The 25,282-nt window shown below is 72.3% G+C and carries 30 protein-coding genes; 12 read left to right on the plus strand and 18 right to left on the minus strand.

The window, feature by feature from the left end:
* Nucleotides 1–151 precede the first annotated feature (151 nt).
* From KK097_RS08535 to KK097_RS08570, 8 genes are all read left to right on the plus strand, one after another.
* On the plus strand, nt 152–1,231 hold the full coding sequence (locus tag KK097_RS08535; protein WP_214544346.1) for a hypothetical protein: 1,080 nt from the start codon (nt 152–154) through the stop codon (nt 1,229–1,231).
* A 109-nt stretch (nt 1,232–1,340) separates the two neighbouring features.
* Nucleotides 1,341–2,180 carry a DUF4397 domain-containing protein gene (locus tag KK097_RS08540; protein ID WP_214531345.1) on the plus strand — a complete coding sequence of 280 codons (840 nt, stop codon included), beginning with the start codon at nt 1,341–1,343 and terminating at the stop codon, nt 2,178–2,180.
* A gap of 14 nt (nt 2,181–2,194) precedes the next feature.
* Nucleotides 2,195–2,833 carry a class F sortase gene (locus tag KK097_RS08545; protein WP_214544347.1) on the plus strand — a complete coding sequence of 213 codons (639 nt, stop codon included), beginning with the start codon at nt 2,195–2,197 and terminating at the stop codon, nt 2,831–2,833.
* Between the two features lie 68 nt (nt 2,834–2,901).
* Nucleotides 2,902–3,447: an RNA polymerase sigma factor gene (locus tag KK097_RS08550; protein ID WP_214544348.1), complete on the plus strand. Its 546-nt coding sequence runs from the start codon at nt 2,902–2,904 to the stop codon at nt 3,445–3,447.
* The gene (locus tag KK097_RS08555) at nt 3,444–4,283 is read left to right on the plus strand and encodes an anti-sigma factor (RefSeq protein ID WP_214544349.1); all 840 of its coding nucleotides are present in this window, start codon (nt 3,444–3,446) and stop codon (nt 4,281–4,283) included. Before KK097_RS08550 ends, KK097_RS08555 begins: the two co-directional genes overlap by 4 nt.
* A gap of 110 nt (nt 4,284–4,393) precedes the next feature.
* Nucleotides 4,394–5,962: a type II toxin-antitoxin system RelB family anti-toxin gene (locus tag KK097_RS08560; RefSeq protein ID WP_214531349.1), complete on the plus strand. Its 1,569-nt coding sequence runs from the start codon at nt 4,394–4,396 to the stop codon at nt 5,960–5,962.
* A gap of 204 nt (nt 5,963–6,166) precedes the next feature.
* Nucleotides 6,167–7,300 carry a DUF475 domain-containing protein gene (locus tag KK097_RS08565; RefSeq protein ID WP_214531350.1) on the plus strand — a complete coding sequence of 378 codons (1,134 nt, stop codon included), beginning with the start codon at nt 6,167–6,169 and terminating at the stop codon, nt 7,298–7,300.
* 94 nt (nt 7,301–7,394) lie between these two features.
* Nucleotides 7,395–8,996 (plus strand): Na+/H+ antiporter, encoded by a 1,602-nt coding sequence (locus KK097_RS08570; protein ID WP_307858353.1) that lies wholly within the window; start codon nt 7,395–7,397, stop codon nt 8,994–8,996.
* 168 nt (nt 8,997–9,164) lie between these two features.
* On the opposite strand, the gene KK097_RS08575 is transcribed toward KK097_RS08570, so the two are convergent.
* Nucleotides 9,165–9,626: a hypothetical protein gene (locus KK097_RS08575; RefSeq protein WP_214544351.1), complete on the minus strand. Its 462-nt coding sequence runs from the start codon at nt 9,624–9,626 to the stop codon at nt 9,165–9,167.
* Between the two features lie 192 nt (nt 9,627–9,818).
* Between KK097_RS08575 and KK097_RS08580 the strand changes: the two genes are divergently transcribed.
* On the plus strand, nt 9,819–10,685 hold the full coding sequence (locus tag KK097_RS08580) for a pentapeptide repeat-containing protein (RefSeq protein WP_214544352.1): 867 nt from the start codon (nt 9,819–9,821) through the stop codon (nt 10,683–10,685).
* A 17-nt stretch (nt 10,686–10,702) separates the two neighbouring features.
* Here KK097_RS08580 and KK097_RS18430 read toward each other — a convergent pair whose 3' ends face one another.
* Nucleotides 10,703–11,224, minus strand: coding sequence for a GlxA family transcriptional regulator (locus KK097_RS18430; protein WP_307858352.1), 522 nt, complete (start codon nt 11,222–11,224; stop codon nt 10,703–10,705).
* Between the two features lie 51 nt (nt 11,225–11,275).
* Nucleotides 11,276–11,650: a DJ-1/PfpI family protein gene (locus KK097_RS18435; protein ID WP_307858351.1), complete on the minus strand. Its 375-nt coding sequence runs from the start codon at nt 11,648–11,650 to the stop codon at nt 11,276–11,278.
* A gap of 116 nt (nt 11,651–11,766) precedes the next feature.
* Between KK097_RS18435 and KK097_RS08590 the strand changes: the two genes are divergently transcribed.
* From KK097_RS08590 to KK097_RS08600, 3 genes are all read left to right on the plus strand, one after another.
* Nucleotides 11,767–12,402: an isochorismatase family protein gene (locus KK097_RS08590; protein ID WP_214531353.1), complete on the plus strand. Its 636-nt coding sequence runs from the start codon at nt 11,767–11,769 to the stop codon at nt 12,400–12,402.
* A gap of 89 nt (nt 12,403–12,491) precedes the next feature.
* Entirely contained in the window at nt 12,492–12,647 is a 156-nt protein-coding gene (locus tag KK097_RS08595; protein WP_214531354.1) for a zinc transporter permease, read from the plus strand.
* An 89-nt stretch (nt 12,648–12,736) separates the two neighbouring features.
* Nucleotides 12,737–13,027 carry an ArsR/SmtB family transcription factor gene (locus tag KK097_RS08600; protein ID WP_214531355.1) on the plus strand — a complete coding sequence of 97 codons (291 nt, stop codon included), beginning with the start codon at nt 12,737–12,739 and terminating at the stop codon, nt 13,025–13,027.
* 18 nt (nt 13,028–13,045) lie between these two features.
* Here the strand turns inward: KK097_RS08600 and KK097_RS08605 are convergent, their stop codons facing one another.
* The 15 genes from KK097_RS08605 to KK097_RS08675 form a co-directional block, all read right to left on the minus strand.
* Nucleotides 13,046–13,720, minus strand: coding sequence for a cation diffusion facilitator family transporter (locus tag KK097_RS08605; RefSeq protein WP_214531356.1), 675 nt, complete (start codon nt 13,718–13,720; stop codon nt 13,046–13,048).
* Entirely contained in the window at nt 13,717–14,058 is a 342-nt protein-coding gene (cmtR, locus tag KK097_RS08610; protein ID WP_214544353.1) for a Cd(II)/Pb(II)-sensing metalloregulatory transcriptional regulator CmtR, read from the minus strand. Before cmtR ends, KK097_RS08605 begins: the two co-directional genes overlap by 4 nt.
* Before the next feature lie 39 nt (nt 14,059–14,097).
* Nucleotides 14,098–14,634: a phosphoribosyltransferase family protein gene (locus tag KK097_RS08615; protein WP_214531358.1), complete on the minus strand. Its 537-nt coding sequence runs from the start codon at nt 14,632–14,634 to the stop codon at nt 14,098–14,100.
* A 168-nt stretch (nt 14,635–14,802) separates the two neighbouring features.
* Nucleotides 14,803–15,978, minus strand: a complete 1,176-nt coding sequence (locus KK097_RS08620; RefSeq protein WP_214531359.1) for a flagellar hook protein FlgE — start codon at nt 15,976–15,978, stop codon at nt 14,803–14,805.
* Nucleotides 15,979–16,048: 70 nt separating this feature from the next.
* Complete coding sequence (locus tag KK097_RS08625; protein WP_214531360.1) at nt 16,049–16,492, minus strand: flagellar hook assembly protein FlgD; 444 nt, start codon at nt 16,490–16,492, stop codon at nt 16,049–16,051.
* A 25-nt stretch (nt 16,493–16,517) separates the two neighbouring features.
* A complete protein-coding gene (locus tag KK097_RS08630) occupies nt 16,518–17,888 on the minus strand; it encodes a flagellar hook-length control protein FliK (RefSeq protein WP_214544354.1) in 1,371 nt (456 codons plus the stop codon).
* Nucleotides 17,885–18,646, minus strand: coding sequence for a C40 family peptidase (locus tag KK097_RS08635; RefSeq protein ID WP_214544355.1), 762 nt, complete (start codon nt 18,644–18,646; stop codon nt 17,885–17,887). Before KK097_RS08635 ends, KK097_RS08630 begins: the two co-directional genes overlap by 4 nt.
* Nucleotides 18,643–19,074 carry a flagellar FliJ family protein gene (locus tag KK097_RS08640; protein ID WP_214531363.1) on the minus strand — a complete coding sequence of 144 codons (432 nt, stop codon included), beginning with the start codon at nt 19,072–19,074 and terminating at the stop codon, nt 18,643–18,645. Before KK097_RS08640 ends, KK097_RS08635 begins: the two co-directional genes overlap by 4 nt.
* On the minus strand, nt 19,074–20,417 hold the full coding sequence (locus KK097_RS08645; RefSeq protein WP_214544356.1) for a FliI/YscN family ATPase: 1,344 nt from the start codon (nt 20,415–20,417) through the stop codon (nt 19,074–19,076). The genes KK097_RS08640 and KK097_RS08645 overlap by 1 nt, the downstream gene beginning before the upstream one ends.
* A complete protein-coding gene (locus KK097_RS08650) occupies nt 20,414–21,079 on the minus strand; it encodes a FliH/SctL family protein (RefSeq protein ID WP_214544357.1) in 666 nt (221 codons plus the stop codon). The genes KK097_RS08645 and KK097_RS08650 overlap by 4 nt, the downstream gene beginning before the upstream one ends.
* Nucleotides 21,072–22,127: a flagellar motor switch protein FliG gene (fliG, locus tag KK097_RS08655; protein ID WP_214531366.1), complete on the minus strand. Its 1,056-nt coding sequence runs from the start codon at nt 22,125–22,127 to the stop codon at nt 21,072–21,074. Before fliG ends, KK097_RS08650 begins: the two co-directional genes overlap by 8 nt.
* An 8-nt stretch (nt 22,128–22,135) precedes the next feature.
* Nucleotides 22,136–23,806, minus strand: coding sequence for a flagellar basal-body MS-ring/collar protein FliF (gene fliF, locus KK097_RS08660; RefSeq protein WP_214544358.1), 1,671 nt, complete (start codon nt 23,804–23,806; stop codon nt 22,136–22,138).
* The gene (gene fliE / locus KK097_RS08665; protein ID WP_214531368.1) at nt 23,806–24,147 is read right to left on the minus strand and encodes a flagellar hook-basal body complex protein FliE; all 342 of its coding nucleotides are present in this window, start codon (nt 24,145–24,147) and stop codon (nt 23,806–23,808) included. Before fliE ends, fliF begins: the two co-directional genes overlap by 1 nt.
* The gene (locus KK097_RS08670; protein ID WP_214531369.1) at nt 24,147–24,542 is read right to left on the minus strand and encodes a flagellar basal body rod protein FlgC; all 396 of its coding nucleotides are present in this window, start codon (nt 24,540–24,542) and stop codon (nt 24,147–24,149) included. The genes fliE and KK097_RS08670 overlap by 1 nt, the downstream gene beginning before the upstream one ends.
* Entirely contained in the window at nt 24,539–24,883 is a 345-nt protein-coding gene (locus KK097_RS08675) for a flagellar basal body protein (RefSeq protein WP_017886135.1), read from the minus strand. The genes KK097_RS08670 and KK097_RS08675 overlap by 4 nt, the downstream gene beginning before the upstream one ends.
* Nucleotides 24,884–25,282 lie beyond the last annotated feature (399 nt).

Consider the following 25,282-nt stretch of genomic DNA (forward strand, 5'->3'; position numbering starts at 1 on the left):
TTCAGTCGTGTGACGACGATCATGGCCCGTCCTGGTTCTCGATCGTCCCGCCGCCGTCCGTGGGGCGGGATGCGGGCCCGTCCGTGGGCCTGCACGGAGGACTATCGGCGGGTGCGGCGGGTGCGTTAGTGGCCGTCAGTAGCCTGGTGCGGTGATCGATGCCTCGGACCTGCTCGCCCACCCGCGTGGCCGGCGCTTCTGCCTGGAGCTCGTCCGCGTGGTGCAGGACCCCGACGATCCGGCCACGGCACACCTCGGCGCCCTGCTCTTCTGGGCTGAGCACCACCTCGGCGTCGAACTCGGCGACGGCCGCACGCTCTTCGGCATCGGCGGTGCGGTCGAACCGGAGCCGGCTCCGCACCTGGGAACCGTGGCGAACGCACTCGCGGCGGTGTCCCTGCCGTCCGTGGGCGAGGACGACGTGGTGGTCGCACTCGAGTCCACTGCGGAGAGCGCGCTGTGGTGGCAGCAGCCCGATGCGCTGGACGTGCTCCTCGGCCGACCGGAGTTGCTGCCCGCGCTCCGGCGGATCGCTCGGTGGGCTGCCGACAGCCCGGTCGTGCGCCGGCTCTTCGACCCGCAGGGCGGAGCATGGAGCGTCGAGTTCGACGAGGACGACCAGCCCCGACGTCCGGGAGCGGCAGAGGCGCTCGCCGCCTGGTCCCGGGAGCTGCGCCGCGAGGACGCCGAGGGGAACCCGGGGGTGGCCAGCGGGGTTTGGTGGACGACTCCGCCGTGGCCGCTCGCGCAGCACACGCGAGCGCCGTTCCGGTCCGCCGGGCCGCTGGCGCTGTGGGCGGTCGAGGACTCCTTCGGGCAGGAACGCGCCGTGGTCTCGGCCGTGCCCGCCGATGCCACGGCGCGCGTGTGCACCGTCGACGGTCCCGCCGACTGGGCTGCGCTGTGCCGACGCTGGCCGCTCGACGTGACGCAGACCACCCGACGGAACGACTGGGCCGTGGCGACCGGACGGCAGGGTGACTGGGTGCTGCCGGACTGGTCCGCGGTGGCCACCGAGTACGACGTCGTGCACCTGACCGTCGCGGGCTGGTTCCGCACCTCCGGACTCGCCGTGCCGGTCGACGGCAGCCGGGCGAGCGTCGTCGCAGGGTGGACGCCGGACTCCGCCTACCGGCTCACCGACTGGGGAGCCGAGGTCAGTGCAGTCCCTGCCGAGCCGGAGACGTGGTCGCGTCCCGGCAACTCCGGGGTCTGGCGTCGTCTCAGCTGATCCCCAGCAAACCGCTGCATCCGATCGGGGTGCTCCGGCGGTAGTGGGGGTACGACGTCGAGGACGACGCCGTCCGCACCGGCCCGGACAGGCCCGAAGGAGACACGTCATGCGCAAGACACTCGCCACCGGCCTGAGCGCCGGTGTCCTGTTCGCCGCCGCCGCGGCCGTACTGCCCGCGACCGCTGCGACCGCCGCCACCGGTGAGGCGACGCTCTCGGTCCTGCACGCCGTCCCGGACGTCACCGTCGACGTCTACCTCGACGGCGAACGTGCCATCGACGACTTCACCCCCGGCACCCTCGCCGGCCCGATGATGGTGCCGGCCGGTGCCCACCAGCTCGCCGTCACCGCCGCGGACGCCACCGACGCATCCGAGCCGATCATCGGCCCGGCGGACGTCTCGTTCGACGCGGGTGGCAACTACACCGCCGTCGCGCACGACGCCACCGACGGTTCGCCGACCGCCACGGTGTTCACCAACGACACTTCGGCCGTCGCGGCCGGGCAGGGACGCCTCGTCGTCCGGCACGTCGCCGCCGCCCCTGCTGTCGACGTCCTCGCCGGTGGTGAGGCTGTCGTCTCGAACCTGTCGAACCCCGACGAGCAGGCACTCGAACTGCCGGCCGGCACCGTCTCGGCGAGCGTCGCCGCGGCCGGGACCACCGACCCGGTCATCGGCCCGGCGGACGTCGAGATCGCCGCCGGCTCGTCCACCATCGTCTACGCCTGGGGCAGCCTGGACGACTCGAACCTCGCACTCGCCACGCAGACCATCTCGGACCTGGGTGGTGCGCCGAACGGTGTCCCTGCCGGGAACGCGGGCCTCGTGGCCACGAACGACCAGGGCCCCCTGCCCCTGGTCGGCGCAGCGGCGGCCGCCCTGGCCGCCGCTGCCGCAGTCGGGGCCGTCGTGCTCCGTCGCCGGAACGCAGCGACCCAGCGCTGACCGTGCAACGCCACGTGCGGTCCGCCACGGTGACGCTCGTCGTCGCCGTGGCGGCCGCCGCCCTGACCGGGTGCTCGTCGGCCGGGACCACCCCCGGCGGGCAGCCGTCCGTCCTGACGACCAGCGCACCGCGCCCGACCCCGGTCCCGTCGGCGTTCTCGACCGAGGTGCCGCAGCAGACCGCCACGATCCCCCCGGTCCGGCGGGCCGCCGCTCCGACCACCATCACCGTCGACCATGCCGGGATCACCGCGCCCGTCCGCCCCGAGGGGGTCGACGAGGGCGGCGCCATGGCGCTCCCGCCCGACCCGGCGACCGCCGGCTGGTACCGCTTCGGTGCCGCGCCGTCGTCCGACGAGGGCACCGTCGTCATCGCGGCGCACGTCGACGCCGTCGGGTACGGCGTCGGTCCGTTCGCTCGGCTCGGTGGCGCACCGTCCGGCACCCGGGTCACCCTCACCGACACGGCCGGCGCCGAGACCACGTGGCGGATCGACTCCGTCAGCATGCTCGAGAAGCAGGGCCTCGCCTGGGGCGAGGTCTTCCGTGCCGACGGACCTCGGCGGCTCGTCCTGATCACCTGCGGTGGGACGTTCGACGCAGCCACCGGACACTACGAGAGCAACCTCGTCGTCACCGCGGTCCCGGTCTGACCGTGGCGACGATCCGCCCCCTACGATCGGATCGTGGTCGACGACGACCGCACCAGCGACAGGAAGACGTGACGATCAGCCTCCCGGACGACGGCGAACTCGCGGACGCGTTCCGCGAGGGGAGCGAGCACGCCCTGCGCGCCGTCTACGAACGGTGGTCGTCGCTCGTGTACTCCCTGGCGCTCCGGGCACTGGCCGACCCGGCCGCCGCCGAGGACGTCACGCAGCAGGTGTTCGTGAAGGCCTGGCAGCGGAGCACGAGCTACGACCCGACCAGGGCACCACTCGGTGCCTGGTTGGTCGGCATCACCCGGAATTGCATCGCCGACGCGCGCAACGAGCGACGCCGGCACGCCAGCGCCGCGGACCCGGAGGTCGTGGAGGAGACCACGCCGGCGCCCGAACCGGCCTTCGACCTGGCCGAACGGGCACTCGTGTCGGGTGAACTCGACCGGCTCGACGAGGTCCCGCGTCGGGTGATGCGACTGGCGTTCTACGACGACCTCAGCCATCGTGAGATCGCCGAACGGCTCGAACTGCCGCTGGGCACCGTCAAGAGCCACATCCACCGAAGTCTGGCTCGGCTCCGAACACGTCTGGAGGTGATCGAATGAAGCACGTCGACGACGAGACACTGGCGATGCTCGCGGTCTCCGACGAGGTGGCCGAGGACGACGTCGCCGAGCACCTGGCGTCCTGCGCCCGGTGCCGCGACGAGGTGGCCGTGCTGCAGCGGGTCGCCGCGGTCACCCGGGCGTCCGAGGACGTCGAGCTGGCCGCGCCGCCGGAGCACGTGTGGGAGCGGATCGCGGCCGAGATCGCCCGGACGCCACAGCACGCTGCGGCACCGGCACCGGCACCGGCACCGGCACCGGCCACCGAACCCGAGCGTGCGCCCGGCCGCGAACCCGGACAGGCACCCGCACCCGCCGCCACGTCGTCCGAGCTGCGGCACCACGCCGCGTCCCGCCGACCCCGGTCGCGTCCGCGACGACGCCGTGCCCTCGCGGCGGCCATCGCCGGTGTCGGCGTCCTCGCCGTCGTCCTCGGCATCGGCGTCGCGTCCGGGATCGTGCCCGGACTCCCCCGCGGCGACACCGAGACCGTCCTCGCGAACACCGAGCTCGATGCCCTGCCCGGCTGGTCCGGCACCACCGGCACGGCCGAACTGGAACGCGACCAGGACGGTCGGGTCACGCTCGTGGTCGACCTGCACGGTGAGCGCGGTCGCTCCGGCACCGGTCCGCTGCGCGAGGTCTGGATGATGCGCGCGGACCTCGCGGGCCTGGTGAGCGTCGGGTACCTCGACGGCGACCGTGGCCGCTTCACGGTGCCGGCGGGTCTCGACACCGAGCGGTTCCCGGTCGTGGACGTCTCCGCCGAGGCCGACGACGGGGATCCGGCACACTCCGGCGACTCGATCGTCCGGGGCACCCTGACCGATCCCTGAACGTGTTCGTCCCCCGAAATTGCCAGCTGTGACGTATTCGAGACCTCCGGACACGCAACGGGGGTCGATCCTCCACCGCTTTATCTCATGAGCGTGTTAGCGTGGCGCGCATGTCCGACACCACCACCGTCGTTTCGCCGGCATCTCCGGCGACCGCAGCACCCCTCCGTGAGGTCGGCGCCCTGATCCGGGGCGCCCGCAAGGGCCGCAGCATGACCCAGGCCCAGCTCGCCGAACGCGTCGGCACCAGCCAGAGCGCGATCAACCGCATCGAGCAGGGCGGTCAGAACCTGTCCCTCGAGATGCTCACCCGCATCAGCGACGCCCTCGACCAGCAGATCGTCTCGATCGGCGGCGCCCCGCAGCGTGCCCACCTGCGCGTGCAGGGCGGCCGGAAGCTCAGCGGCTCCATCGCGGTGAACTCGAGCAAGAACGCCGCCGTGGCGCTGCTCTGCGCCTCGCTGCTCAACCGCGGTGTGACCCGTCTGCACAAGGTCGCCCGGATCGTCGAGGTCGACCGCATCATCGACGTGCTCCGCAGCCTCGGCGCGAGCGTCACGTGGTCCGAGGACGGCGAGACCCTCGAGATCGTCGCCCCCGACGACCTGCGCCTCGACGCGATCGACGCCGACGCCGCCCGCCGCACCCGCAGCGTGCTCATGTTCCTCGGCCCGCTCAGTGGCCGGTACGAGTCGTTCCGCCTGCCCTACGCCGGCGGCTGTGACCTCGGCACCCGCACGGTCGAGCCACACCTCATCGCACTGCGGCCGTTCGGCGTCGACGTCGAGGCGACCTCCGGCTGGTACGAGGTCGACGTCGCGAACCAGGCCGTCCCCACGAAGTCCGTCGTCCTCACCGAGCGCGGCGACACCGTGACCGAGAACGCGATCCTGGCCGCTGCCGCCCGCGACGGCGAGACCGTCATCCGGAACGCCAGCCCCAACTACATGGTGCAGGACCTCTGCTTCTTCCTCGAGCTGCTCGGCGTGCAGATCGAGGGCATCGGCACCACGACGCTCCGCATCACCGGCAAGAGCCGCATCGACGAGGTCGTGGACTACTGGCCCAGCGAGGACCCGGTCGAGGCGATGAGCCTGCTGACCGCGGGCATCGTCACCGCGTCCACCCTCACCGTGACCCGTGCGCCGATCGAGTTCCTCGAGATCGAGCTCGCCACCCTGGCCGAGATGGGCCTGCTGTTCGACGTCAGCGAGGAGTACGCCGCCGCCAACGGCCGCACCCGCCTCGTCGACATCACGGTGCACCCGTCCGACCTGCACGCCCCGATCGACAAGATCCACGCGATGCCGTTCCCCGGGCTGAACATCGACAACCTGCCGTTCTTCGTCGTCATCGCGGCCATGGCCGAGGGCACCACGCTCGTGCACGACTGGGTCTACGAGGGCCGGGCGATCCACCTGCTCGACCTCACCCGTCTCGGCGCGAGCGTCACCCTGCGCGACCCGCACCGCCTCGACGTCACCGGCCCGACGCACTTCTCCGGCGCCGAGATCAGCTGCCCGCCGGCACTCCGGCCCGCCGTGGTCATCCTGCTGGCGATGCTCGCGGCGAAGGGCGAGAGCGTCCTGCGCAACGTCGGCATCATCGCCCGTGGCTACGAGCAGCTGCAGGAGCGCCTCAACTCGCTCGGCGCGTCCATCGAGACGTTCCACGACTGACGCTGGTCCCCCGCTGGGCACCGGTGTTCGCCGGTTGAACACGCGCAAACCGCGGTTCAACACGCGAACACCGGTGTTTTGCGTCCCCCCGTCCCCGCAAGTGGGGACGGACCGTCACCCGTTCTGCGGGGTCCCCACGGGCCTCCAGGCCGATGCCCAGGAGCGCTCCATGCGCCGCCCAGCCCGACCGTGCTGGATGGGCAGATGGCCACGAGATCACTCCTGACCGTCCCCCTGCTCATCACGGTCGCCGCAGCGGCCGTGGCGTGGGCCGTGCTCGGCCCCGCCGCCGCGCTCGCCTTCGTCGCGCTCGCGTTCCTCGAGATCGCGATGGCCGCGGACTCGTCCGTGCCGATGGCCGGCATCGCCGGGCGCCTGCACTCACCCGCCCGGCGGCTGTTCCTGTCGCTCGGCATCGTCGCGGGCGTCCTCGCGATGCGCCTGCTGCTGCCGCCGGCGGCGGTCGCGGTCGGTGACGCGACCGACCCGGCGAGCTCCGTCGAACAGGCGGTCTTCGCACCCGGCTCGTTCTCCGCGCACCTGGCCGAGGTTCGCCCGGCCCTCGCCGCCTTCGGCGCCGCGTTCATCTGGCTCGTGTTCGCCGAGTACCTGTTCAACACCGACCGCGCGTCGCGCAGGTCGTGGCTCGGCCGCCTGGAGGCCCGACTCGCCTCCGTCGCGCGCCCGCGCGTCTGGTCGCTGGTCACCGCTCTGACGGGGGTCGTGGTCACCTCGGTCCTCATCGGGTCACGTTCCGGGTGGGCACCCGGCGCACTGCTGCCGATCGCCATCGGCGGGATCGCGGGCATCGCCGCCTACCTCGCGTCGAAGCGCATCGCCGGATGGGCGCTGCGCGGGGGCGGCGGTGCCGGAGGATCGGACACCGCGTCGATCGGGGTCGGCCGCGGTGCCTGGCGCATCCACCTCTACGCGTCGACCGTCGTGTTCGAGCGGGGGCTCGTGGTGTTCATGCTGTTCGAGATCCTCGACGGCGTGTACAGCCTGTCGGGGTCCGGGCCGCTCGGGTCGGACGGGCTCGGGGCGCTCGAGCAGGCCGCGGTCGCCATCGGTGCGATCGGCGTCGGGGCGGTGTTCCTGGCACGGCTGACCTCGCACGTCGACCAGGCTGCGGGACTCAAGCGGCTGCGGTACCTGAAGGCAGGGGCGGCGTACGTGCTCGGCGTGCTGGCGGTGCTGCTGTGGGCGAGCCTGCTCGTACCGATCCCGGGCATCGTCGTGGGGTGGTTCGGGACCGTCGTGATCGGGTCGGCGCTGGTGACGTCCCTGCCGTGGCGGGCGTGGTGGCGGCGGGTGGTGCGGCGGCCGCGGGCGGTGTGAGCCGGCGGGTGGTGTGGCGCGTCGTTCGGCTGTTCTGGAAGGATCCACCGTGGATCGGCGTTGACTGGCGGGTCGGACGACGATCGGAGTGCACGTGCTGGGACCGGAACTGGTGGTCGTGCTCGGCCTCGCCATCGCACTGACGGCCGCCGTCGCCGACCGCATCCGGGTCGCACCACCCGTGCTGCTCCTGGTGTTCGGCGCGCTGCTCGGGCTCGTGCCGGAGTTCGCGAACGTCGAGCTCCCGGCCGAGGCGGTCCTGCTCCTCTTCCTCCCGGCGCTGCTGTACTGGGAGAGCCTGACGACGTCGCTCCGCGAGATCCGCAAGAACCTGCGCGGCATCGTCCTGATGGGCACCCTGCTCGTCGTGGTCACCGCCGGCGCGGTCGCCGTCCTGCTGCACCTGCTCGGCATGCCGTGGGGCCCGGCCTGGGTGCTCGGTGCCGCGGTCGCCCCGACCGACGCGACCGCGGTCGGCGTGCTCACGAAGATGCTGCCCCGGCGGAACGTCACGGTGCTCCGCGCCGAGAGCCTCGTGAACGACGGCACCACCCTCGTGGTCTACGGCATCGCCGTCGCCGTGACCGTCGGCACGCAGGAACTCACGTTCTGGGGTGTGTCGGGCATGCTCGTGCTCTCCTACATCGGCGGGGTCGCCGCGGGACTCGCCGCCGCCTGGATCGGCACGATGGTGCTGCGGCGCGTCGACACCGTGGTGCTCGAGAACCTCGTCACCCTGCTCGTCCCGTTCGCCGCGTTCCTCGCCGCCGAGGCGATCGAGGCCTCCGGGGTGCTCGCGGTGGTGGCGGCCGGCATCGTCGTGAGCCAGGTCGGCCCGAAGCTCGACCGCGCCGAGACCCGGCAGCAGGTGCGCGCGTTCTGGTCGTTCCTGACCTTCCTGCTCAACGGCGCACTGTTCGTGCTGGTCGGCATCGAGGCGATGGTCGCCGCACGCGCACTCGACCCCGCCGACCTGCTGCGCGGGACCGGGATCGTCTTCGCGGTCGCCGTGCTGCTCGTCATCGTGCGGTTCGCGTTCCTGAACGCCGCGGGCGGGACCATCTGGCTCGTCACCCGGCGCACCGGCGGAGAACCGCGCGAGGGGCACCGCGACCGGCTCGTCAGCGGGTTCGCCGGGTTCCGGGGCGCGGTGTCGCTCGCCATGGCCGTCGCCGTGCCACGCACGCTGGAGTCCGGTGGCGACTTCCCCGAGCGCGACCTCATCGTCTTCGTCACCGCCGGGGTGGTCATCGTCACGATCGTCGGGCAGGCCCTCGTGCTGCCGGCCGTCCTGCGCCGCGCCGCGCTGCCCGAGGACGAGTCCGTCAGCGAGGAACGTCGCTACGCCGAACGCACCGCGATCGAGGAGGCGCTCGACGCGCTCCCCCGTCTCGCACGGTCGACCGGAGCCGATCGTGCCACGGTGGATCGACTGCGGAAGGACTACGAGGCGCACCTCGACGTGATCGAGGCCCGCGAAGGGGACGACGACGACCACCCCGCGCTGCAGCGGCACGACAACGCGGTCGCCCTCGAGCTCGCACTCGTGCAGCACAAGGCGAGAACCCTCTTGCGCTTGCGGGACGCCGACGAGATCGACGACCTGGTGCTGCGCCAGGTGCGTGCCGGGTACGACGCCGAAGAGGCACGGCTGGACGGCATGGAGTCGGTGGCTTCGCCGCCCACGTCGTCGTAGGGCGATCCGGGGCACACCTGGTCGAAGCGGGCGTACCCGGCCTGTTGTTCCGACCAGGTACGCCCGTTTCCCGTTCCCATCGCGGCCGTCATGGGAAGGAACGCGCTCGCTCATGTGCGCCGCAGCAGCGCGACGCCAGGGTGACGCCCCGTCCCGCTCGACGTGTGCTCAGCGCGAGAGTCCGACCGACACGGCCGCGGTCGACGGACCACCGCACCGCTCGTCCTGGTCGCCCTGCTCGTCGCGGACCCAGCGCAGCGCGACCGATCGACTGAGGAGTAGACGGTCCTCTCGGTCGTAGACAGCGACCCGGCCCACGGTGGGGAGGCCGGAGTCTGCCGTCGTCCGCCAGACGGCACCTCCGGGCACGGGCGTGGGCGACGGCTCCGGCGCGACCTCGGCGGGGACCAGCGGTGGGTCCGACGGAGTGGGCGGCGTGCAGCGTGCTCCCCCACACGTGCGGACGAGAGCGACGTCGCGCAGGTCCCCGGCATCTCCGGTGACCGTGACCTCGACCGTGTTCAACCACCCGCTGGCGGTGCACGACGTCACGCCGAAGCTGCACGCGGACACGACCGCAACGAGCACCAGGGTGCACCCGGCGCCGAGGATCGCTCGGACAGTCCACACGCGCCCATCCTGCACCGGGAACGCTACCCTGGCCGCAGTGATCCTCCGTCTCCCTCGGTGACCCACCGGGCACCCAGCACCACCGGTTCACCCCGCCGACGCGCGGGGGTGGTCTCGTGCGCCCGGACGGGGAACTCCACCAGGAGTTCCCCCGCCCGGCACACCATCCAGACCACCAGAGGAAGACACTCCATGACGACCACCGACCGGTCCGCCCTGCGCGCGGACTGCGGCAACTGCTTCGCGCTCTGCTGCACCGTCTTCGGGTTCCAGCGCTCCGCCGACTTCCCGATCGACAAACCCGCCGGTACCCCCTGCGACAACCTCGCAGACGACTTCTCCTGCACCATCCACCAGGCGCTGCGGCCGAGGGGGTTCCGGGGCTGCACCGTCTTCGACTGCTCGGGTGCGGGCCAGTACGTGTCCCAGACCCTCTACGACGGGGTCAGTTGGCGTGCGGACCCGGCCTCCCGCGCGGAGATGTTCCGGGTGTTCCCGATCGTCCGCAGACTGCACGAGATGCTCTGGCACCTCGCCGAGGCACGGGACCGTGCGGTGACCCCGGACTCGGCAGACGACGCTGCCCTCCTCGCGCAGGAGATCCGCCGAAGCCTCGACGCTGGCCGTCCGACGCTCCTCGCGCTGGACCTGGAACCACTGCACGCTCGAGTGCGCGATGTCCTGGTCGAGGTGAGCGCCGAGGTCCGGGGCAGGTACTGCGCCGGCGATGCCGACGCTCCGGACGGCCTGCTGCGACCGGGGGCGGACCTCGCAGGTCGCGACCTCCGGGCGCGGTCACTGCGGGGGGCCGACCTGCGGGGAGCCACGGTGATCGCGGCGGACCTGCGCGGTGTCGACCTGTCCGGTGTCGACCTGCTCGGCGCCGACCTGCGGGATGCACGGGTTGACGGAGCGGACCTGTCCACGGCGGTGTTCCTCACACAGGCGCAGGTGAACGCGGCACGCGGGGACTCCGCCACAACGCTGCCCGACGGGATCGACCGGCCGTCGCACTGGCCGGCAACGGTGGCACCAGTGTCGCCAGTGGCGCCGCGCTGAGACCACGGGGCGGCCGGTCAGGGCCGCGCGTCGAACCGTCGGCGGTAGCTCAAGGGTGTGCTGCCGAACGCCACGGCGAAGTTCTGCCGCAGCGTGACCGGGTTGCCGAATCCGCAGGCGGCGGCGATCTGGTCGACGGGGAGGTCGGTGGTCTCGAGCAGCCGGCGCGCCTCGTCCAGGCGTCGTGACCGCACCCAGGCCGCGGGGGTGGTGCCGGTCGACTGCTTGAAGGCCCGGACGAAGCTGCGGCGACTCATGTGGGCCGCCGCAGCGAGTCCGTCGACGCCGAGGTCCTCGTCCAGGTGTCCGACCGCCCACGCCGACGCCGCCGCCACCGGGTCGTCGTCGCCGCGCTGCACCACGGGGCGCTCGATGTACTGGGCCTGTCCGCCCTCGCGGTGGGGCGCGACGACCAGGCTCCGCGCGACCCGGTTCGCCGCCTCGGCCCCGAGGCGGGTGCGCACCACGTGCAAGCACGCGTCCAGGCCGGACGCCGTGCCCGCCGACGTCAGGACGTCCCCGTGGTCGACGTAGAGCACGTCCGGCTCCACCGTCAGGTCCGGGTGTGCGGCGGCGAGCCGGTCGACCTCTCACCAGTGTGTCACGGCGCTGCGTCCCGCGAGGAGCCCGGCACCCGCGACGGCGATCGACCCGAGACACAGGCCGACCACGGTCGAGCCCCTTGCGTGCGCGTCGACGACCGCCTGCTCGGTCGGTGCCGGCAGCCGGGTGCCGTCGTCGGTCCAGGACGGCACCACGACCAGGTCGGCGTCGTCCGCCGCCTCGAGCCCGTGCACGGGACCGACCGTCAGCCCCTCGGCGGTCCGGACCGTACCGGACCGGTCGGAGAACACGAAGGTCTCCCAGTCGGCGAGCCCGAGCCGGGTGACCTCGTCGAACACCATCTGCGGGACGGACAGGTGGAACATCGTGATGCCGTCGAACGCGTAGATCGCGATGCGCACGGACGCCTCCTCCGGGTTGGCCTGATTCCATCGTATCGGTGCACACGTGCCAACCACGGCGCGCTCGAGGACAGACGAGGATCGAGGAGCACGTCCACCAACCCAAGGAGTCCCCAGTGACCGATCCCCAGCGCGCCCTCGTCCTCGTCGACATCCAGCTGGAGTACTTCAGCGGTCCGCTCGAGGTCCGCTTCCCGCCGGTCGACGACTCGCTCGCGCAGATCACGACCGCGATCGACGCAGCGACGGCCTCCGGCACGCCGATCGTCGTCGTCCAGCACAGCGCCGGCGACGCAGCGCCGGTCTTCAACCCGACCACCGATGCCTTCGCGCTGCACCCCGAGATCGAACGGCGACGAACGCCGGCGTGGAAGCACATCACGAAGCAGTACAGCTCCGTCTTCGCCGACACCGACCTGCTCCCCTGGCTGCGCGAGCACTCCGTCGACACCGTGACCCTGGTCGGCTACATGACGAACAACTGCATCATCGTCTCGGCGGCCGAGGCGGAGGCCCTCGGCGTCGCGATCGAGGTGCTGTCCGACGCCACCGGGGCGATCAACATCGTCAACGCCGGCGGCGCGGTGGACGCCGAGACCGTGCACCGCACCCTGATGGCGGTCCTCCAGTCGAACCTCGCCGCCGTCACGACGACGGCAGAGTGGGCATCGGCACTCACCGCGGGCGTGACGATCCCGAAGGATGCGCTGCCGACGTCCGCGGCCGCGGGCGCCCAGCGCTTCCCGGGCTGACATCCGTTCTCATCTATAAATGTATTGCCACATCTGCATACGTGACGTACGGTGGGCACATCCCAACCGCCGATCAGCAGGAGGTCACCATGGCCGAGCACGAGAACAGCGCCGAGCACACCATCGCCGAGCACACCCACCAGGACGGCTGCGGCCACGAGACGGTGCAGCACGACGACCACGTCGACTTCGTCCACGACGGTCACAAGCACGCCGAGCACGGTGACCACTACGACGAGCACTGATCCTCGGATCAGCACGGACGGCCCCGACGCGACACCGCGCCGGGGCCGTCGTCTTGCATGCACGTATGCGCGTGCGCTTACATGAGTGCATGTCAGACGGGATCGAAGCGGCGGCGGAGCTCTTCAAGGCGCTCTCCTCGCCCGCACGACTGCGCATCCTCGCGGTGCTGATCTCCGAGTCGTCCGATGTCGGGTCCCTGGCCGAGGCGACCGAACTCTCGCAACCCCTGGTTTCCCAGCACCTGCGGACCCTGCGACTCGCCGGCATCGTGCAGGTCGAGCGCATCGGACGGAACGCCGTCTACTCGCTGCACGACGAACACATCGCGCACATCGTCGGCGACGCGGTCAGTCACGTCACCGAGACCGAAGCGCGCTGACCCGGCGCCCATCACGGCTCAGCAGCAGTCGCAGCCGTCGCCCTCCCGCTCCCCCGTCAGCGCCGACACCGGCTGCTTGCAGGCGTCGCCGCGCCACGCCTCGAGTCCCTCGCGCACCGCGAACCCGACCACGACGAGCCCGGCCAGCGGATCGGCCCACCACCAGCCGAACACGCTGTTCGCCAGCAGGCCGAGCAGCACCGCCGCGGACAGGTAGCTGCAGATCAGCGTCTGCTTCGAGTCGGCGACCGCCGAGGCGGAACCGAGCTCGCGTCCGGTCCGCCGTTCCACCAGGCTCAGGAACGGCATGACCGCCAGGCTCACCGCGGCCAGGACGATGCCGACCGGACTGTGCTCCGGCGAGCGGACGCCCGTGAAGGTCAGGACGGCGTCGACGCTGACCACGAGCGCAAGACCGAAGAAGGAGACCGCGATCACCCGGAGCGCCGTCCGTTCCCGGGCCTCCGGGTCGCGACCGGCGAACTGCCACGCGACGGCGGCGGCTGACAGCACCTCGACGATCGAGTCGAGCCCGAAGCCGATCAGCGCGGTGGACGACGCCACCGATCCGGCTGCGATGGCGACGACGGCCTCGATCACGTTGTACGTGATCGTCGCCGCGACGATCCACCTGATCCGTCGCCGGAGCACGTCGACGCGGACCGGTGCGAGCGACACCCCAGCCGTGCTCACCGCTCGACCTCGCAGCCGAGGGCAGTGACCCCGCCGTCGTCCACGACGTCGACCGCCAGCACCACGTCGACCAGAGACTCGAGCGCCGTCGTCAGGTTGCGGTCCGCGAGTTCGTACCGGGTCCGACGCCCTTCCGGTACCGCGACGACGATGCCGCACCCGCGCAGGCACGCCAGGTGGTTCGACACGTTCGTGCGCGTCAGGTCCAGTTCCTCTGCGAGCCGCGCCGGGTAGCCCGGCCCGTCGAGCAGTCGGAGCAGGATCCGGGCACGGGTGGGATCGGAGAGCGCTCGCCCGAGCCGGTTCAGGACGTCGAGACGCGGAGCAATGGTCAGCACACGCTGACTATAGGGCTCCCGGTGCCGGCGACACCAGCCTCAGAGCTCGTCGCCACGCACCAGCGATCGGATCCCGGGGAGCGCTGCTCGCGCCGGGTCCGCCGCCTCGTCGACGATCACCGCGATGCCCACGAGCCGTGCCCCGCACCGCTCGACGAGGGCAGCGGTGGCGAGGGCCTGGCTGCCGGTCTCCACCCAGTCGTCGACGAGCACGACCCGCTGACCGGATCCGACCAGGTCGGCACGCAGGGACAGGGTGCGGCGGTTCCCGCGGTAGTCCGGTCCGGTCTGCTGTTCGACGACGGGGCCGGGGAAGACCGTGCCGTCCTTCCGCACCGGGGCGAAGCCGACGCCGAGCGCCAGCGCGACGGCCGGCCCGAGCACGAAGCCGCGCGACTCCACACCGACCACGACGTCCGGACGGTCGTCCGCTGCCGTCGCGGCGATGCCCTCGACGATCGCGCGGAGCGCCACCGGTTCCCGCAGCATCGACCACGTGTCGGCGTCGCCGTCGATCCACCGGAAGTGCTCCAGGACGGCCCGGCGCCCCCGTTCGACCGCAGCTGCATCGCTCACGGACTCACCCTAGGCGTGCCGCACCTCCGGTTGGACGACGGATGGTGAGCAGGAACGGTCGGGTCCCCCTTCAGCACTCGACCGTTGCTGCTCACCAAGCGCCCGCGCCAGCGCTCGCGAACACGCACACGAGCGGGTCCGCAGCGCACAGGCCCGCAGCGCCCGCGCCTAGCGCTTCAGGTTCGTCAGCTCCTGCAGCACCTCGTCCGAGGTCGTGATGATGCGCGCGTTCGCCTGGAACCCGCGCTGCGCCACGATCAGGTTCGTGAACTCCTGCGACAGGTCGACGTTCGACATCTCGAGCGTCCCCGCCGCGAGCGAACCCACGCCAGCGGAGCCGGGGCCGCCGACCGTCGCGCCGCCCGAGTTCGCGGTGGCCCGGTAGCCCGACGCCCCGGTCTTCTCGAGCCCGGCCGGGTTGGCGAAGGTGGCGAGGGCGATGCGGCCCAGCGCGAGCGACGCACCGTTCGAGAACGTGCCCGTGACGGTGCCGTCCTTCGAGATCGAGTACCCCTGCAGCGCCCCGGCCTCGCGACCGTTCTGCGAACCGATCGCCGCGGTGTTCAGCGACGCGAACCCGGTCAGGTCGCCCATGTCGACGCGGATGCCGCCGACGGCGAGGGTCCCGCCGGCGGTCAGCTTGCCGTCGGTCCCGAAGGTCAACGAGGTCGTCGCCGTGGTGCCCTGACCGTTGCGTCCGGTCACGTCCCAGCCGGCGGCGGTGCGCGTGTAGGCGAGGGACATCGTGTGCTTGGCGCCCGAGGCGTCGTACACGGTTGCCTCGCGCGTGATGGTCTGGCCGACCGCTGTCTCGGACGGCAGGTTGCCGGCGACGGTGGCTGCGGTGGTGCGGACGGCCGGGGCGGCGGCCTCGAGCGGCAGCACGATGTCGGACAGCTGCCCGTTCTCGTTGACGACGCCGTTGGTGGCCGGGTAGCCCTGCACGATCTTGCCGTCGGCGGTGACGAGACGGCCGTTCGCGTCGAAGTCGAACGCACCGGCGCGGGTGTAGACGGTGTCGTTGCCCAGACGGGTGACGAAGAAGCCGTCGCCCGAGATCATCAGGTCGGTGGCCTTGCCGGTGGCCTGCGCGGAGCCCTGCGCGAAGTTCGTGGAGACACCCGCCACCTGCACGCCGAGGCCGATCTGGGCGGGGTTCGTGCCGCCGACGCCGGTCTGCGGTCCGCCGGCGCCCTGGGTCATCTGCGACAGGGTGTCCTGGAAGACGGTGGTCGAGCCCTTGAAGCCGACGGTGTTGACGTTGGCGATGTTGTTGCCGGTGACGTCGAGCATCTGCTGGTGGGAGCGGAGGCCGGAGATCCCGGAGTAGAGCGAGCGGAGCATGGTGCGTCCTTTCGGAGAGGCAGGAAGATCGAGGAAGAACGAGGAAGAACGGCGGAAGGAGGAGGGGGTGTCAGGAAGCCGGAGCGGTGGTGGTGATGCCGGAGATCACGTCGAGAGCGACCTCCTTCCCGTTCACGGTGACCGTGGGCACGCTGTTCGCGTACGACACGGCCGAGGCGGTCCCGGTGACGGGCTTGCCCGAGTCGGCGTCGGTGTAGCTGACCTGCTTGCCGACGAGGTTCGCTGCGGCGATGCGCATCTGCAGCGAGAAGTTCTCGTTCCCCGTCGTGGTCTGGTTGGTGATCTGCTCCATCATCGCGAGCTGCGTCTGCTGGCTGATCATCTGGTTCGTGTCCATCGGCGAGGACGGGTCCTGGTTCCGCAGCTGCGTGACGAGCAGCTTCATGAACACCTCGGAGTCCATCGTCTGGGACTTCTGGGATGCGGAGTTGGCGGCCAGGGCCGCTGCCTGCGCGGTCGGGTCCACGCTGCCGGTGATGCCGTCGATGGGCATGGTGTGTTCCTGTTCCTGAGCCGGATCAGGCGAGGACGTCGAGTCCCGCGGTGCGGATGGAGGGCGTGTGGGTGGTGGGCTGCGCGCGCGGGGTGACCCGCGCCTCCAGGCCGGGGTCGCCAGGAAGGACACGCGCGGCCGGACGCTCGTCGCGACCCGGCGCGTCCTGCGGCTGGTTCTGCGACGACAGGTCGAGGGTGGTGCTCACCCCGGTGCCGGCCGCGTCGCGGCGGAGGTCCGGGAGGACCTGGCGGACGGCCTCACGGCCGGCGTCCGACGCGGCGAACAGCTCGACGTGCATGCCGTGCGCGGTGACGTGCGCGCGGACCGTGACCGGGCCGAGGCTGTCCGGAACGACCTGCACGGTGACCACGTGCTCACCGGGGCCGGCCTGCGCGAGCGAGAACACCGGCCGCGCCAGCTGCTGCGCGAGCGGTGCCGGCGCCGAGGGGGCGGCCGCGGAGGGCGCGCCGGCCGACGACGTCGTCACCACGAACGGCGCGTCGCCGCCGCGGGTCGGTGCCACGGCCGGGAGGCCCGGATCACCCGGCGTCGACGCCTGCTGCTCCGTCCCGTGGCCGGCTCCGGAGCCGGTGGTGGCTGCCGGGGCGGTGGCCGCCGTGACGACCGGCGTCTGGGCCGTGGTCGCGATCGGGGTGCCGTCGTCGGTGCGCGTCGGCGCCGTGGCGGGGTTCACGGCAGCGGGGACGGTTGCGGGTGCGGTGGCGGCTGCTGCGGTCGTCGCGGGGGTGGTGCCCGCGGCGGTCGCGGGAGCGGTCGTGGCAGTCGGCGTCGCGTACGTGGTTGCCGGAGCGGTCGTCGAGGTCGGCGCGGCGCCGGACTCCGACGCTCCGGGGGACGCCGGTGCCTGCTGCGTGGTGCCGAGGGCAGTGGCGGTGGCCGGCGTCGGTGTCGACGGGACCTGCTGCGAGGTCGCGCCGTCCACGATCGGCGTCGTCGCCGCAGTGCCGGCGGTCGCTGCGGCGGCGACGACCGTGGCGTGCGGGTCGCCCGCGGAGGTCTCGGCAGAGCGGACGGTGGGCTCGTCAACCGTCCCGCTCGTCGCGGGTGCTGCCGGCGCGATCGGGGTCGCCACGAGCCCGGCGGCGAGCAGCGCCTGCGCGTCGACCGCCTCGGTCACGGGCACCGGCTGGTCCGGCGTGGACACGGACGCAGACGGCGTGGCGGCGGCGCTGGGCGTCGCAGCAGAACCGTCCGCCGTGCGACCGTCGGCGTCGTCCCGCCCGGGGGCGCCGTCGCCGGGGCGCCGCTCGGTCGCGACCGCGGCGGTCAACGCGGCACCGAAGGTCCCGGCGGCCGCGGGATCGGTGGCCGGTCCACGGGTGGAGCCCGAAGTGGTGGGCACGGACGGCTGGGTGGCGATGGTCAGGCTCATGCGGCGCTCCCGGACTGCATCATGGACAGCAGTGCGGCGGTCTGCAGGTCGGTCGCCGAGCGCGCTGCCGACGCTGCCGAGACGGTCGGCGCGGAGTCGGCCGCGGGGGCCTGGTGCGCGGGGACGATCCGGCGGATGGTCGCGATGCCGCCCTCGGCGTACCAGTTGTCGACGATCCGGACGTCCTTGCCGGGGCGCGGGGCGTGCAGCACCTTGCCGTCGCCGACGTAGATGACGATGTGGCCCTCGCCCTTGGGGATGATGAGGTCGCCGGGCTGGGCGTCCTTCAGGGAGCCCACCTCGACGCCCATCTTCGCCTGGTCCGGCACGACCCGGGGCATCGTGACCCCGAGGTCCTTGAAGACCGTCTGCACCAGGCCCGAGCAGTCCATGCCCGCGGTCGTCTCCCCGCCGAACACGTACGGCACGCCGAGGTACTTCTTCGCGTCGGCGACGACGTCGGCCCCGGTGGCACCGCTGCCGGTGGCCAGGGTGCCGGCACCGGCGTCGACCGAGGTGGCGGGAGCGGCGGTCACCGGAGTGGCGGCACCGGCAGCCGCTGGCGCAGCGGTCGCAGCGGTCGCAGCGGTGGCAGCGGTCGTGCCCCCCGCGGTGGCGAGGGCGTCCGCGAAGGCCGTCGACCCCGCGGCACCGCCGGCGATCGACGTGCCGGGAGCGCCCGTGGCCGTCCCGCCGCGCAGGGTGTCGATCTGGGACCGGATCTCCGAGATCCGGGAGAGCACCGCTTCGACGCTCATCGGGCACCACCTTCCGTGCGGCGTCGTGCCGCGATCTCGTCGAGGGCGTTCTGTTCGGTCCGGAGTTCCTCGGCCGCCTGCTGCGCGGTGTGCTTGCCCTCGAGCTTCTCGAGCCCGACGGCGGCGCGGCGGGCGGCGGTGTGGTCCTGCTGCGCCCGGTCGGCGTCGGCACGGCGGCTCCGCACGACGGCGTCGAGCTCCTCGAGCATCCCGCGGGTCGCTGCACGTGCTGCAGCGACGGCGCTCAGGGTCGCGGCGTCCTGGATCGGCTGGGCGTCCTCGCTGTCGGCGAGGCTCCGCCGGGCGGCGATCCGGGCGTCGGCGGCGTCGCGGACCCGTTCGTTCGCGGCGGCGAGGTTGGCGGCGGCACGGTCCTGTTCGGTGTGGCGCAGGCGCAGGAGTCCGGCGAGCGGGAAACGGCGGGCCATCACGACACCCCCAGCTGCTGCACGAGGCCACCGAGGCGCTGCCAGGACGCGTCGGCGGTCGCCCGCTCGTCCATGCCCTGGCGGAGGAACGCGTCGATCGCGCCCTGGTGGTCGACGGCGGCGTCCACGAGCGGGTTCGACCCGCGCTGGTACGCGCCGACGTCGAGCAGGTCCTGGGCTCCGGCACGGGCGGCCATCACCTTCCGCAGCACGGTGGCGGCGGCACGCTGCTCGGGTCGGGTGACCTTCGAGGCGACGCGGGACACCGAGCCCAGGGCGTCGACGGAGGGGAAGTGCCCGGTGATCGCGAGCTTGCGGTCCAGCACGACGTGGCCGTCCAGGATGCTGCGGGCCGCGTCCGCGACCGGCTCGTTGTGGTCGTCGCCGTCCACCAGCACGGTGTACATCCCGGTGATGCTGCCGACGCGGTCGGTCCCGGCGCGCTCGAGCAGTCCGGCGAGCACCGAGAACGTCGACGGCGGGTAGCCCCGGGTGGCCGGCGGCTCCCCCACGGACAGCCCGATCTCACGCTGCGCCATCGCGACCCGGGTGAGCGAGTCCATCATGAGCACGACGTCCTGGCCGGCGTCGCGGAACGACTCGGCGATGCGGGTCGCGACGAACGCGGCGCGGAGGCGCATCAGGGCGGGCTCGTCGGAGGTCGACACGACGACGATCGAGCGGGCGAGGCCCTCGGGTCCGAGGTCGTCCTCGAGGAACTCGCGCACCTCGCGGCCGCGCTCCCCCACCAGGGCGATGACGTTGACGGCCGCGTCGCTGCCGCGCGCGATCATCGAGAGCAGCGAGGACTTCCCGACGCCGGACCCGGCGAACAGGCCCATGCGCTGCCCCCGGCCGACGGTGGTCAGGGTGTCGAGCACCCGGACGCCGAGCTGCATCGGGGTGTCGATACGGGTGCGCGCCATCGCGTTCGGGGTGTCGTGGTCGAGCGGGACCCAGGTGACCGGTTCGCCGACGGGGCCCTCGAGCGGACCGCGGTCGTCGATCGGTCGGCCGAGCCCGTCGAGCACGCGGCCGAACAGCCCGGATCCGGTCGGCACGAGCACCGGACGGCCGCTGGAACGTGCGGGCGTCCCGGCGGTGACCCCGGCCAGGCGGCCGAGCGGCATGCAGCGCACGCCCGAGGCGTCGGTCGCGACGACCTCGACGGCCGTCTGTTCACCGTCCTCGGCGCCGACGGTGACGACCTCGCCGACGCGGGCGTCGAGGCCGGCGATCGTGAGCCCGAGGCCGACGGCACTCGTGACGACGCCGACCCGCTGGGGTGCGGCCTGGCGCAGCGCCTCGTCGAGGCCGCGCGGACGGAGCAGCGTGGCGGTCACCGGTCGGCTCCCGACGGTTCGACCCCGAGGGCCGTGCGGGCGCGGTCGAGTGCGGTGGCGATCCGGGCGTCGAGCATGCCGTCCGGCAGGTCGACGACGGCGTCGCCGTCGCGCAGCGCACGGTCGGCGACGACCGGCACGGGCAGGTCGAGGTCGGCGACGCGCGCAGCGTCCGCCGGGCTCAGCCGGACGGCCACCGGGACCGTGCGGTCGACGGACGCGAGCGCACGCCGGACGGTGGCCTCGGCGCCGGACGCGATCCGGGCCTCCCGTCCGTCAGCGGGGTGCGCGTCCGTCGTGTCGTGGGCTGGCCTGGAGGCGCGGACCACGTTCCCGACGATCGCCTCGGCCAGGTCGACTGCCGCGCTCGCGACCGACGCCTCGGCATCCGCCAGGACGGGTGCGACCGTGGACAGCATCGCGTTCGTGGCGGCGTCGAGGACCGCGATCCGACGGGCCGTGTCCGCCTGCAGGGCGGCGATCCGCGCCGCGTGCTCGGCGTCGAGCCGGGCGCGCAGGGCGTCCGTCTCGGCCTGCGCGGCACGGAGCCCGGCGGTGTACCCGGCGGCGTGCCCGCGGACGTCCGCGCTGGACGCACGCTCGCGCCCGGCGGGGTCGACGAGCACCGGGAAGGCGACGCGCTGCACGACGGTGTCAGTCAACGAGCTCGTCCTCCTCGGCGCGGTGGACGGTGACGATGCCCTGGGCCTCGAGCTCGCGCACGGATCGGACGACCTCGGCACGGGCCTCCTCGACCTGCGAGACGCGCACCGGGCCCATGGCCTGCAGTTCGTCGTCGAGCAGTTCGCGGTTGCGCTCGGACACGTTCGCGCGGATCGTCTCGATGACGGGTCCGGCGGCGCCCTTCATGGCGGTCGCGAGGATCTTCGAGTCGATCCCGCGGAGGACCTGCTGGATGTCACGGGCCTCGAGCTTGACGATGTCCTCGAAGGTGAGCATGCGCGAGCGGATGTCCTCGGCGAGCTCCGGGTCGCGGGCCTCGAGTCCCTCGAGCACGGCCTTCTCGGTCGCGACGTCGGAGCGGTTGATGATGTCGACGAGGGGCGCGATGCCGCCGACGACCTCGACGCTCTCGCGGGGCGAGACGACGGCGCCGGCACGCTGGCGGAGCACCCCGGCCACGATGCCGACGGCCTCGGGCGTCGCGGTGCCCATCGTGGCGAACGCCTGTGCGACGTCGGTGCGGACGCGCTCGTCGACCCCGGCGAGCACGGCGCTGGCCTGGCCGGGCCCCAGGTGCGCGAGCACGAGGGCGATCGTCTGCGGCAGCTCGCCCTCGAGCAGCGAGATGACCTGGCCGGGTTCGGCGTCGTCGAGGAAGTCGAACGACTGGCCGGCGAGGTTCGAGGCCAGACGGTCCATCACGCCGGCTGCCCGCTCGGCGCCGAACGACGCCTCGAGCAGCCCGAGGGCGGTCTCCTTGCCGCCGCGCTTCTGCAGCCGGCCGCTCATGGTGATCCGGTGGAACTCCGACAGTGTCTGGTCGACGACGGTGTCCTCGACACGGCGCATCCGGACGATCTCGGCGGAGATCTCCTCGGCCTCCATCTCGGTGAACTGCTTCATCACCTCGGCGGCGCGGTCGGTCTCCATCTGCATGAGGATGAGCGCGACCTTCTGGGCGCCGGTCAGCGCGCGGTCGGTCGGGCCGGTGCCGCTGGTGTTCCCGGTGCCCCCGCCGCTCGGCATCAGCGCGCTCACACCGGTGCCCGGTCGTCGAGGAGCCCGCGCAGGAGCTCGGCGGTGCGCTTCGGGTCGCGCTCGGCCAGGGCGGAGATGTCCTGACGGCGGCGCTCGGCCGTGATCTCCTCGGTGGTCAGGACCTCGGTCGGCGGATCGCCCACCGGCATCGCCGAGAGCACGGCGGTGGGGGCGTCACCGGCACCGAGCGTGACCCGGTCGCCGGTGCCGTCCATCGCGAGCGGCAGCTGGAACGTCTCGCCGGCGAAGGCGTCGAGTTCGCCGAGGTCGACGGCCTCGCGCTCCTGCTTCCGGTTGCGCCGGGCGACGAAGAACATGATCGCGATGACCGCGATGACGATGCCGATCACGATGCCCGCCGTGCGGATCGACGACCACAGGGCCTCCTGCTGGTCGGCCTTCTCCTGCGCTTCCAGCGCCTTGGCGGCCTGGTCCGATGCGCTCGTGTCGAAGTCCATCATCGCGACCTGCACCTGGTCACCGCGGTCGCGGTCGACACCCGCCGCGGCGGACACCAGGTCGTTGATGCTCTGCAGGTTCGCGTTCTGCACGGCGTCGGCCTTCGCGTTCAGCGCGACCGAGATGGTCTGCCGGTCGAGCCCGCCCGAGGGGATCTGCGTGGTCTCGGTGGTGTGGTCGACGGCGTTGTTCTTGGTCGCCGACTCGTTCTTGTAGCCGTCGTCGCCGGCGCCGTCCGTCGCGGTGCCGTTCGGGACGGCGATGTTGTCCGGTCCGAGGACCCCGGTCGCACCGTTCCCCGCGCCGGCGCCCGCGCCGTACTCCTCGGTCGTGCTCGACTCGTTCAGCGCGACGGGGCCCGAGGTCGGGGCGGTGTAGCGCTCGGAGGTGCGGGTGCCGGACTCCTGGTTCATCGTCCCCGAGACCACGACGGTCGCGTTGCCGACCCCGAGCGTGGTGTCGAGCAGGTCCTGGATCTTCTTGCTCGTCGCGGCGTCGTAGTCGGCGGCCTGGTCGGCACCACTGCCGGTCGCGCCGGTGCCCACGGCGGACAGGGTCTGGCCCTTCGCGTCCACGACGGACACGTCAGTGGGCTGCATGCCCTCGACCGAGGCACTCGTCAGGTGCACGATGGCCTGGACCTGGTCGCTGCTGAGCTCGGTGCCGTTGTCCGTCGCGATGAACACCGACGCCGTCGGGTCCTTCTCCTCGGACACGAACACGGACTTCTCCGGGATCGCGAGCTGCACCGTGGCGGTCTGCACGCCGTCCATCGCGCCGATGGTCTTGGCGAGCTCGCCCTCCATCGCGCGCTTGTACGTGACGTCCTGCTGGAACTCCGAGCTCGTCACGCCCATGTCGTCGAGCAGCGAGTAGCCGCCCTCGTTCGAGGACGGCAGGCCGTTCGACGCCGCCTTCAGCCGCTCCGAGTACACCTGCGCCTGCGGCACGAGGATGGTCGCGCCGCCGTCGGTGAGCTGGAACGGGACGCCGTCGGTCTGCAGCTGGTCGGTGATGGAGCTCGCGTCGGCCGCGGCCAGCCCGGTGAAGAGCGGCGCGTACGACGCCTTGCCGAGCCACGACGCGAGGGCGATCCCGCCGAGCACCAGCGCCGCGATCGCCAGGATCGCGATGGTGCGCTGGGCGGCGGAGAAGCCCTTCACGTAGGCGCTGAGGCGCGCGAACACGTTCTTGACGGCGACGGGCATCAGGCCTGCATCCTCATGATCTCGTTGAAGGCGTCGACGCCCTTGTTGCGGACGGCGGAGACGAGCTCGAGCGTGACCTGCGCGCGGGTGGCGGCGATGGTGGCGTCGTGGATGTCGTCGAGGTTGCCGGTGACGGCCTTGAGCGCGAGGGTCTTCGAGTCGCTCTGCAGCGACTGCAGCCCGTCGACGGCGTTGCCGAGGCTCGCGGCGAACCCGCTGCCGTCGGTCGTCGCACCGGCGGCACCGGTCGCGCTCGTGCTGTCGCTCGACGTCCCTGACACACTCGTCAGGGCGTTCGTCATCGCGTTGGTGGTCACACCGTTCACGGCGTCGATGGGCATCAGTTCTTCCCGATCTGCAGTGCCGCCTCGTAGGCGGTCTTGGCACGGTCGACCACGGCGGCGTTCGCCTGGTAGCCGCGCTGGGCCATGATGAGGTCCGCCATCTGCGTGCCGAGGTCGATGTCGGGCATGCGGACGTAGCCCTCCTCGTTCGCGAGCGGGTGGTCCGGGTCGTAGGTCACGCGGCCGGCGGCGCTGCCGAACGCGGCGCCCTTGACGTAGGCGCCGGAGACGCCGTTGCCCTCCTGCACCTCGACGTAGCGCGCCTGGAACGCGGTGTCGTCCATCGACGTCACGGTGTTCGCGTTCGCGATGTTGTCCGAGACGGCGTCGAGCCACTTCCGGTGCACGGTCAGGCCGGTGCTCGCGATGCCGATCGCGTCGAAGGTCGTCACGAGTTCGTCCGCATCGCCGCACGGACGCTGGTGAGCTCGGAGTTCATCGCCTGCGTGGCGAACTGGTACCGCAGCACGGTGTCGATGTTCGACAGCGTTTCCTCGTCGAGGTTGACGTTGTTGCCGTTCGTGTTCGTCGGCTCGAGGCTGCGCGCCATCGTCGGCGTGGTGGCGCCGTCGCCGTCCACGATCGACTTCGCGAGTGCGTCCTCGAACTGGACCTTCTCGGCGTGGTAGTTGGTGGTGTTGATGTTCGCGATGTTGTTCGCGATCACCTTCTGGCGCATCGACAGGCCGTCGAGTGCGCTCTGCAGCGCGACGCTCGTCACGGAATCGAACACGAAGGGTCCCCTCGTCAAGGCGCATCATCGTGGTGACGACGTCGCCGTGCGGTGGTGGCCGATCCCTGGCCGAACTGGTGAGCGATCCGTGCTCGTGTGGCGCTATCGGAGCCCGTCGCCCGCAGCGTTAGACGTCGCCCCGAACGGGGGGCGATGCGGCGCGCGGCGGCGGGTGCCGCGGGCGGGTACGGGTGCGGCGGGCGGGTGCGGGTGCGGGCCGGTGTCGGTGTCGCTCGTTGCGCACGCGGTCGGTTGCACACGCGCGGGAGCGACACCGTCGCCGTCGTACGACACCGACATCATCGCCCCGTGCACGCGCCACCAGTTGCACGCGCGCGGAAGCGACGGAGCCGATGTCGTACGACAGCGATGACGTCGCTTCTTGCGCACGCCGGCAGT

Origin of the sequence: Curtobacterium flaccumfaciens, assembly GCF_018598405.1 — a bacterium.
Classification (GTDB): domain Bacteria; phylum Actinomycetota; class Actinomycetes; order Actinomycetales; family Microbacteriaceae; genus Curtobacterium; species Curtobacterium aurantiacum.

Bases quoted from the DNA above. Each gene is read 5' to 3' on its own strand.
- KK097_RS08540 (WP_214531345.1), top strand. From the start codon at position 1,341: ATGCGCAAGACACTCGCCACCGGCCTGAGCGCCGGTGTCCTGTTCGCC.
- KK097_RS08555 (WP_214544349.1), top strand. From the start codon at position 3,444: ATGAAGCACGTCGACGACGAGACACTGGCGATGCTCGCGGTCTCCGAC.
- KK097_RS08560 (WP_214531349.1), top strand. From the start codon at position 4,394: ATGTCCGACACCACCACCGTCGTTTCGCCGGCATCTCCGGCGACCGCA.
- KK097_RS08565 (WP_214531350.1), top strand. From the start codon at position 6,167: ATGGCCACGAGATCACTCCTGACCGTCCCCCTGCTCATCACGGTCGCC.
- KK097_RS08580 (WP_214544352.1), top strand. From the start codon at position 9,819: ATGACGACCACCGACCGGTCCGCCCTGCGCGCGGACTGCGGCAACTGC.
- KK097_RS08595 (WP_214531354.1), top strand. From the start codon at position 12,492: ATGGCCGAGCACGAGAACAGCGCCGAGCACACCATCGCCGAGCACACC.
- KK097_RS08600 (WP_214531355.1), top strand. From the start codon at position 12,737: ATGTCAGACGGGATCGAAGCGGCGGCGGAGCTCTTCAAGGCGCTCTCC.
- KK097_RS08620 (WP_214531359.1), bottom strand. From the start codon at position 15,978: ATGCTCCGCTCGCTCTACTCCGGGATCTCCGGCCTCCGCTCCCACCAG.
- KK097_RS08625 (WP_214531360.1), bottom strand. From the start codon at position 16,492: ATGCCCATCGACGGCATCACCGGCAGCGTGGACCCGACCGCGCAGGCA.
- KK097_RS08630 (WP_214544354.1), bottom strand. From the start codon at position 17,888: ATGAGCCTGACCATCGCCACCCAGCCGTCCGTGCCCACCACTTCGGGC.
- KK097_RS08635 (WP_214544355.1), bottom strand. From the start codon at position 18,646: ATGAGCGTCGAAGCGGTGCTCTCCCGGATCTCGGAGATCCGGTCCCAG.
- KK097_RS08640 (WP_214531363.1), bottom strand. From the start codon at position 19,074: ATGGCCCGCCGTTTCCCGCTCGCCGGACTCCTGCGCCTGCGCCACACC.
- fliG (WP_214531366.1), bottom strand. From the start codon at position 22,127: ATGCCGAGCGGCGGGGGCACCGGGAACACCAGCGGCACCGGCCCGACC.
- fliF (WP_214544358.1), bottom strand. From the start codon at position 23,806: ATGCCCGTCGCCGTCAAGAACGTGTTCGCGCGCCTCAGCGCCTACGTG.
- fliE (WP_214531368.1), bottom strand. From the start codon at position 24,147: ATGCCCATCGACGCCGTGAACGGTGTGACCACCAACGCGATGACGAAC.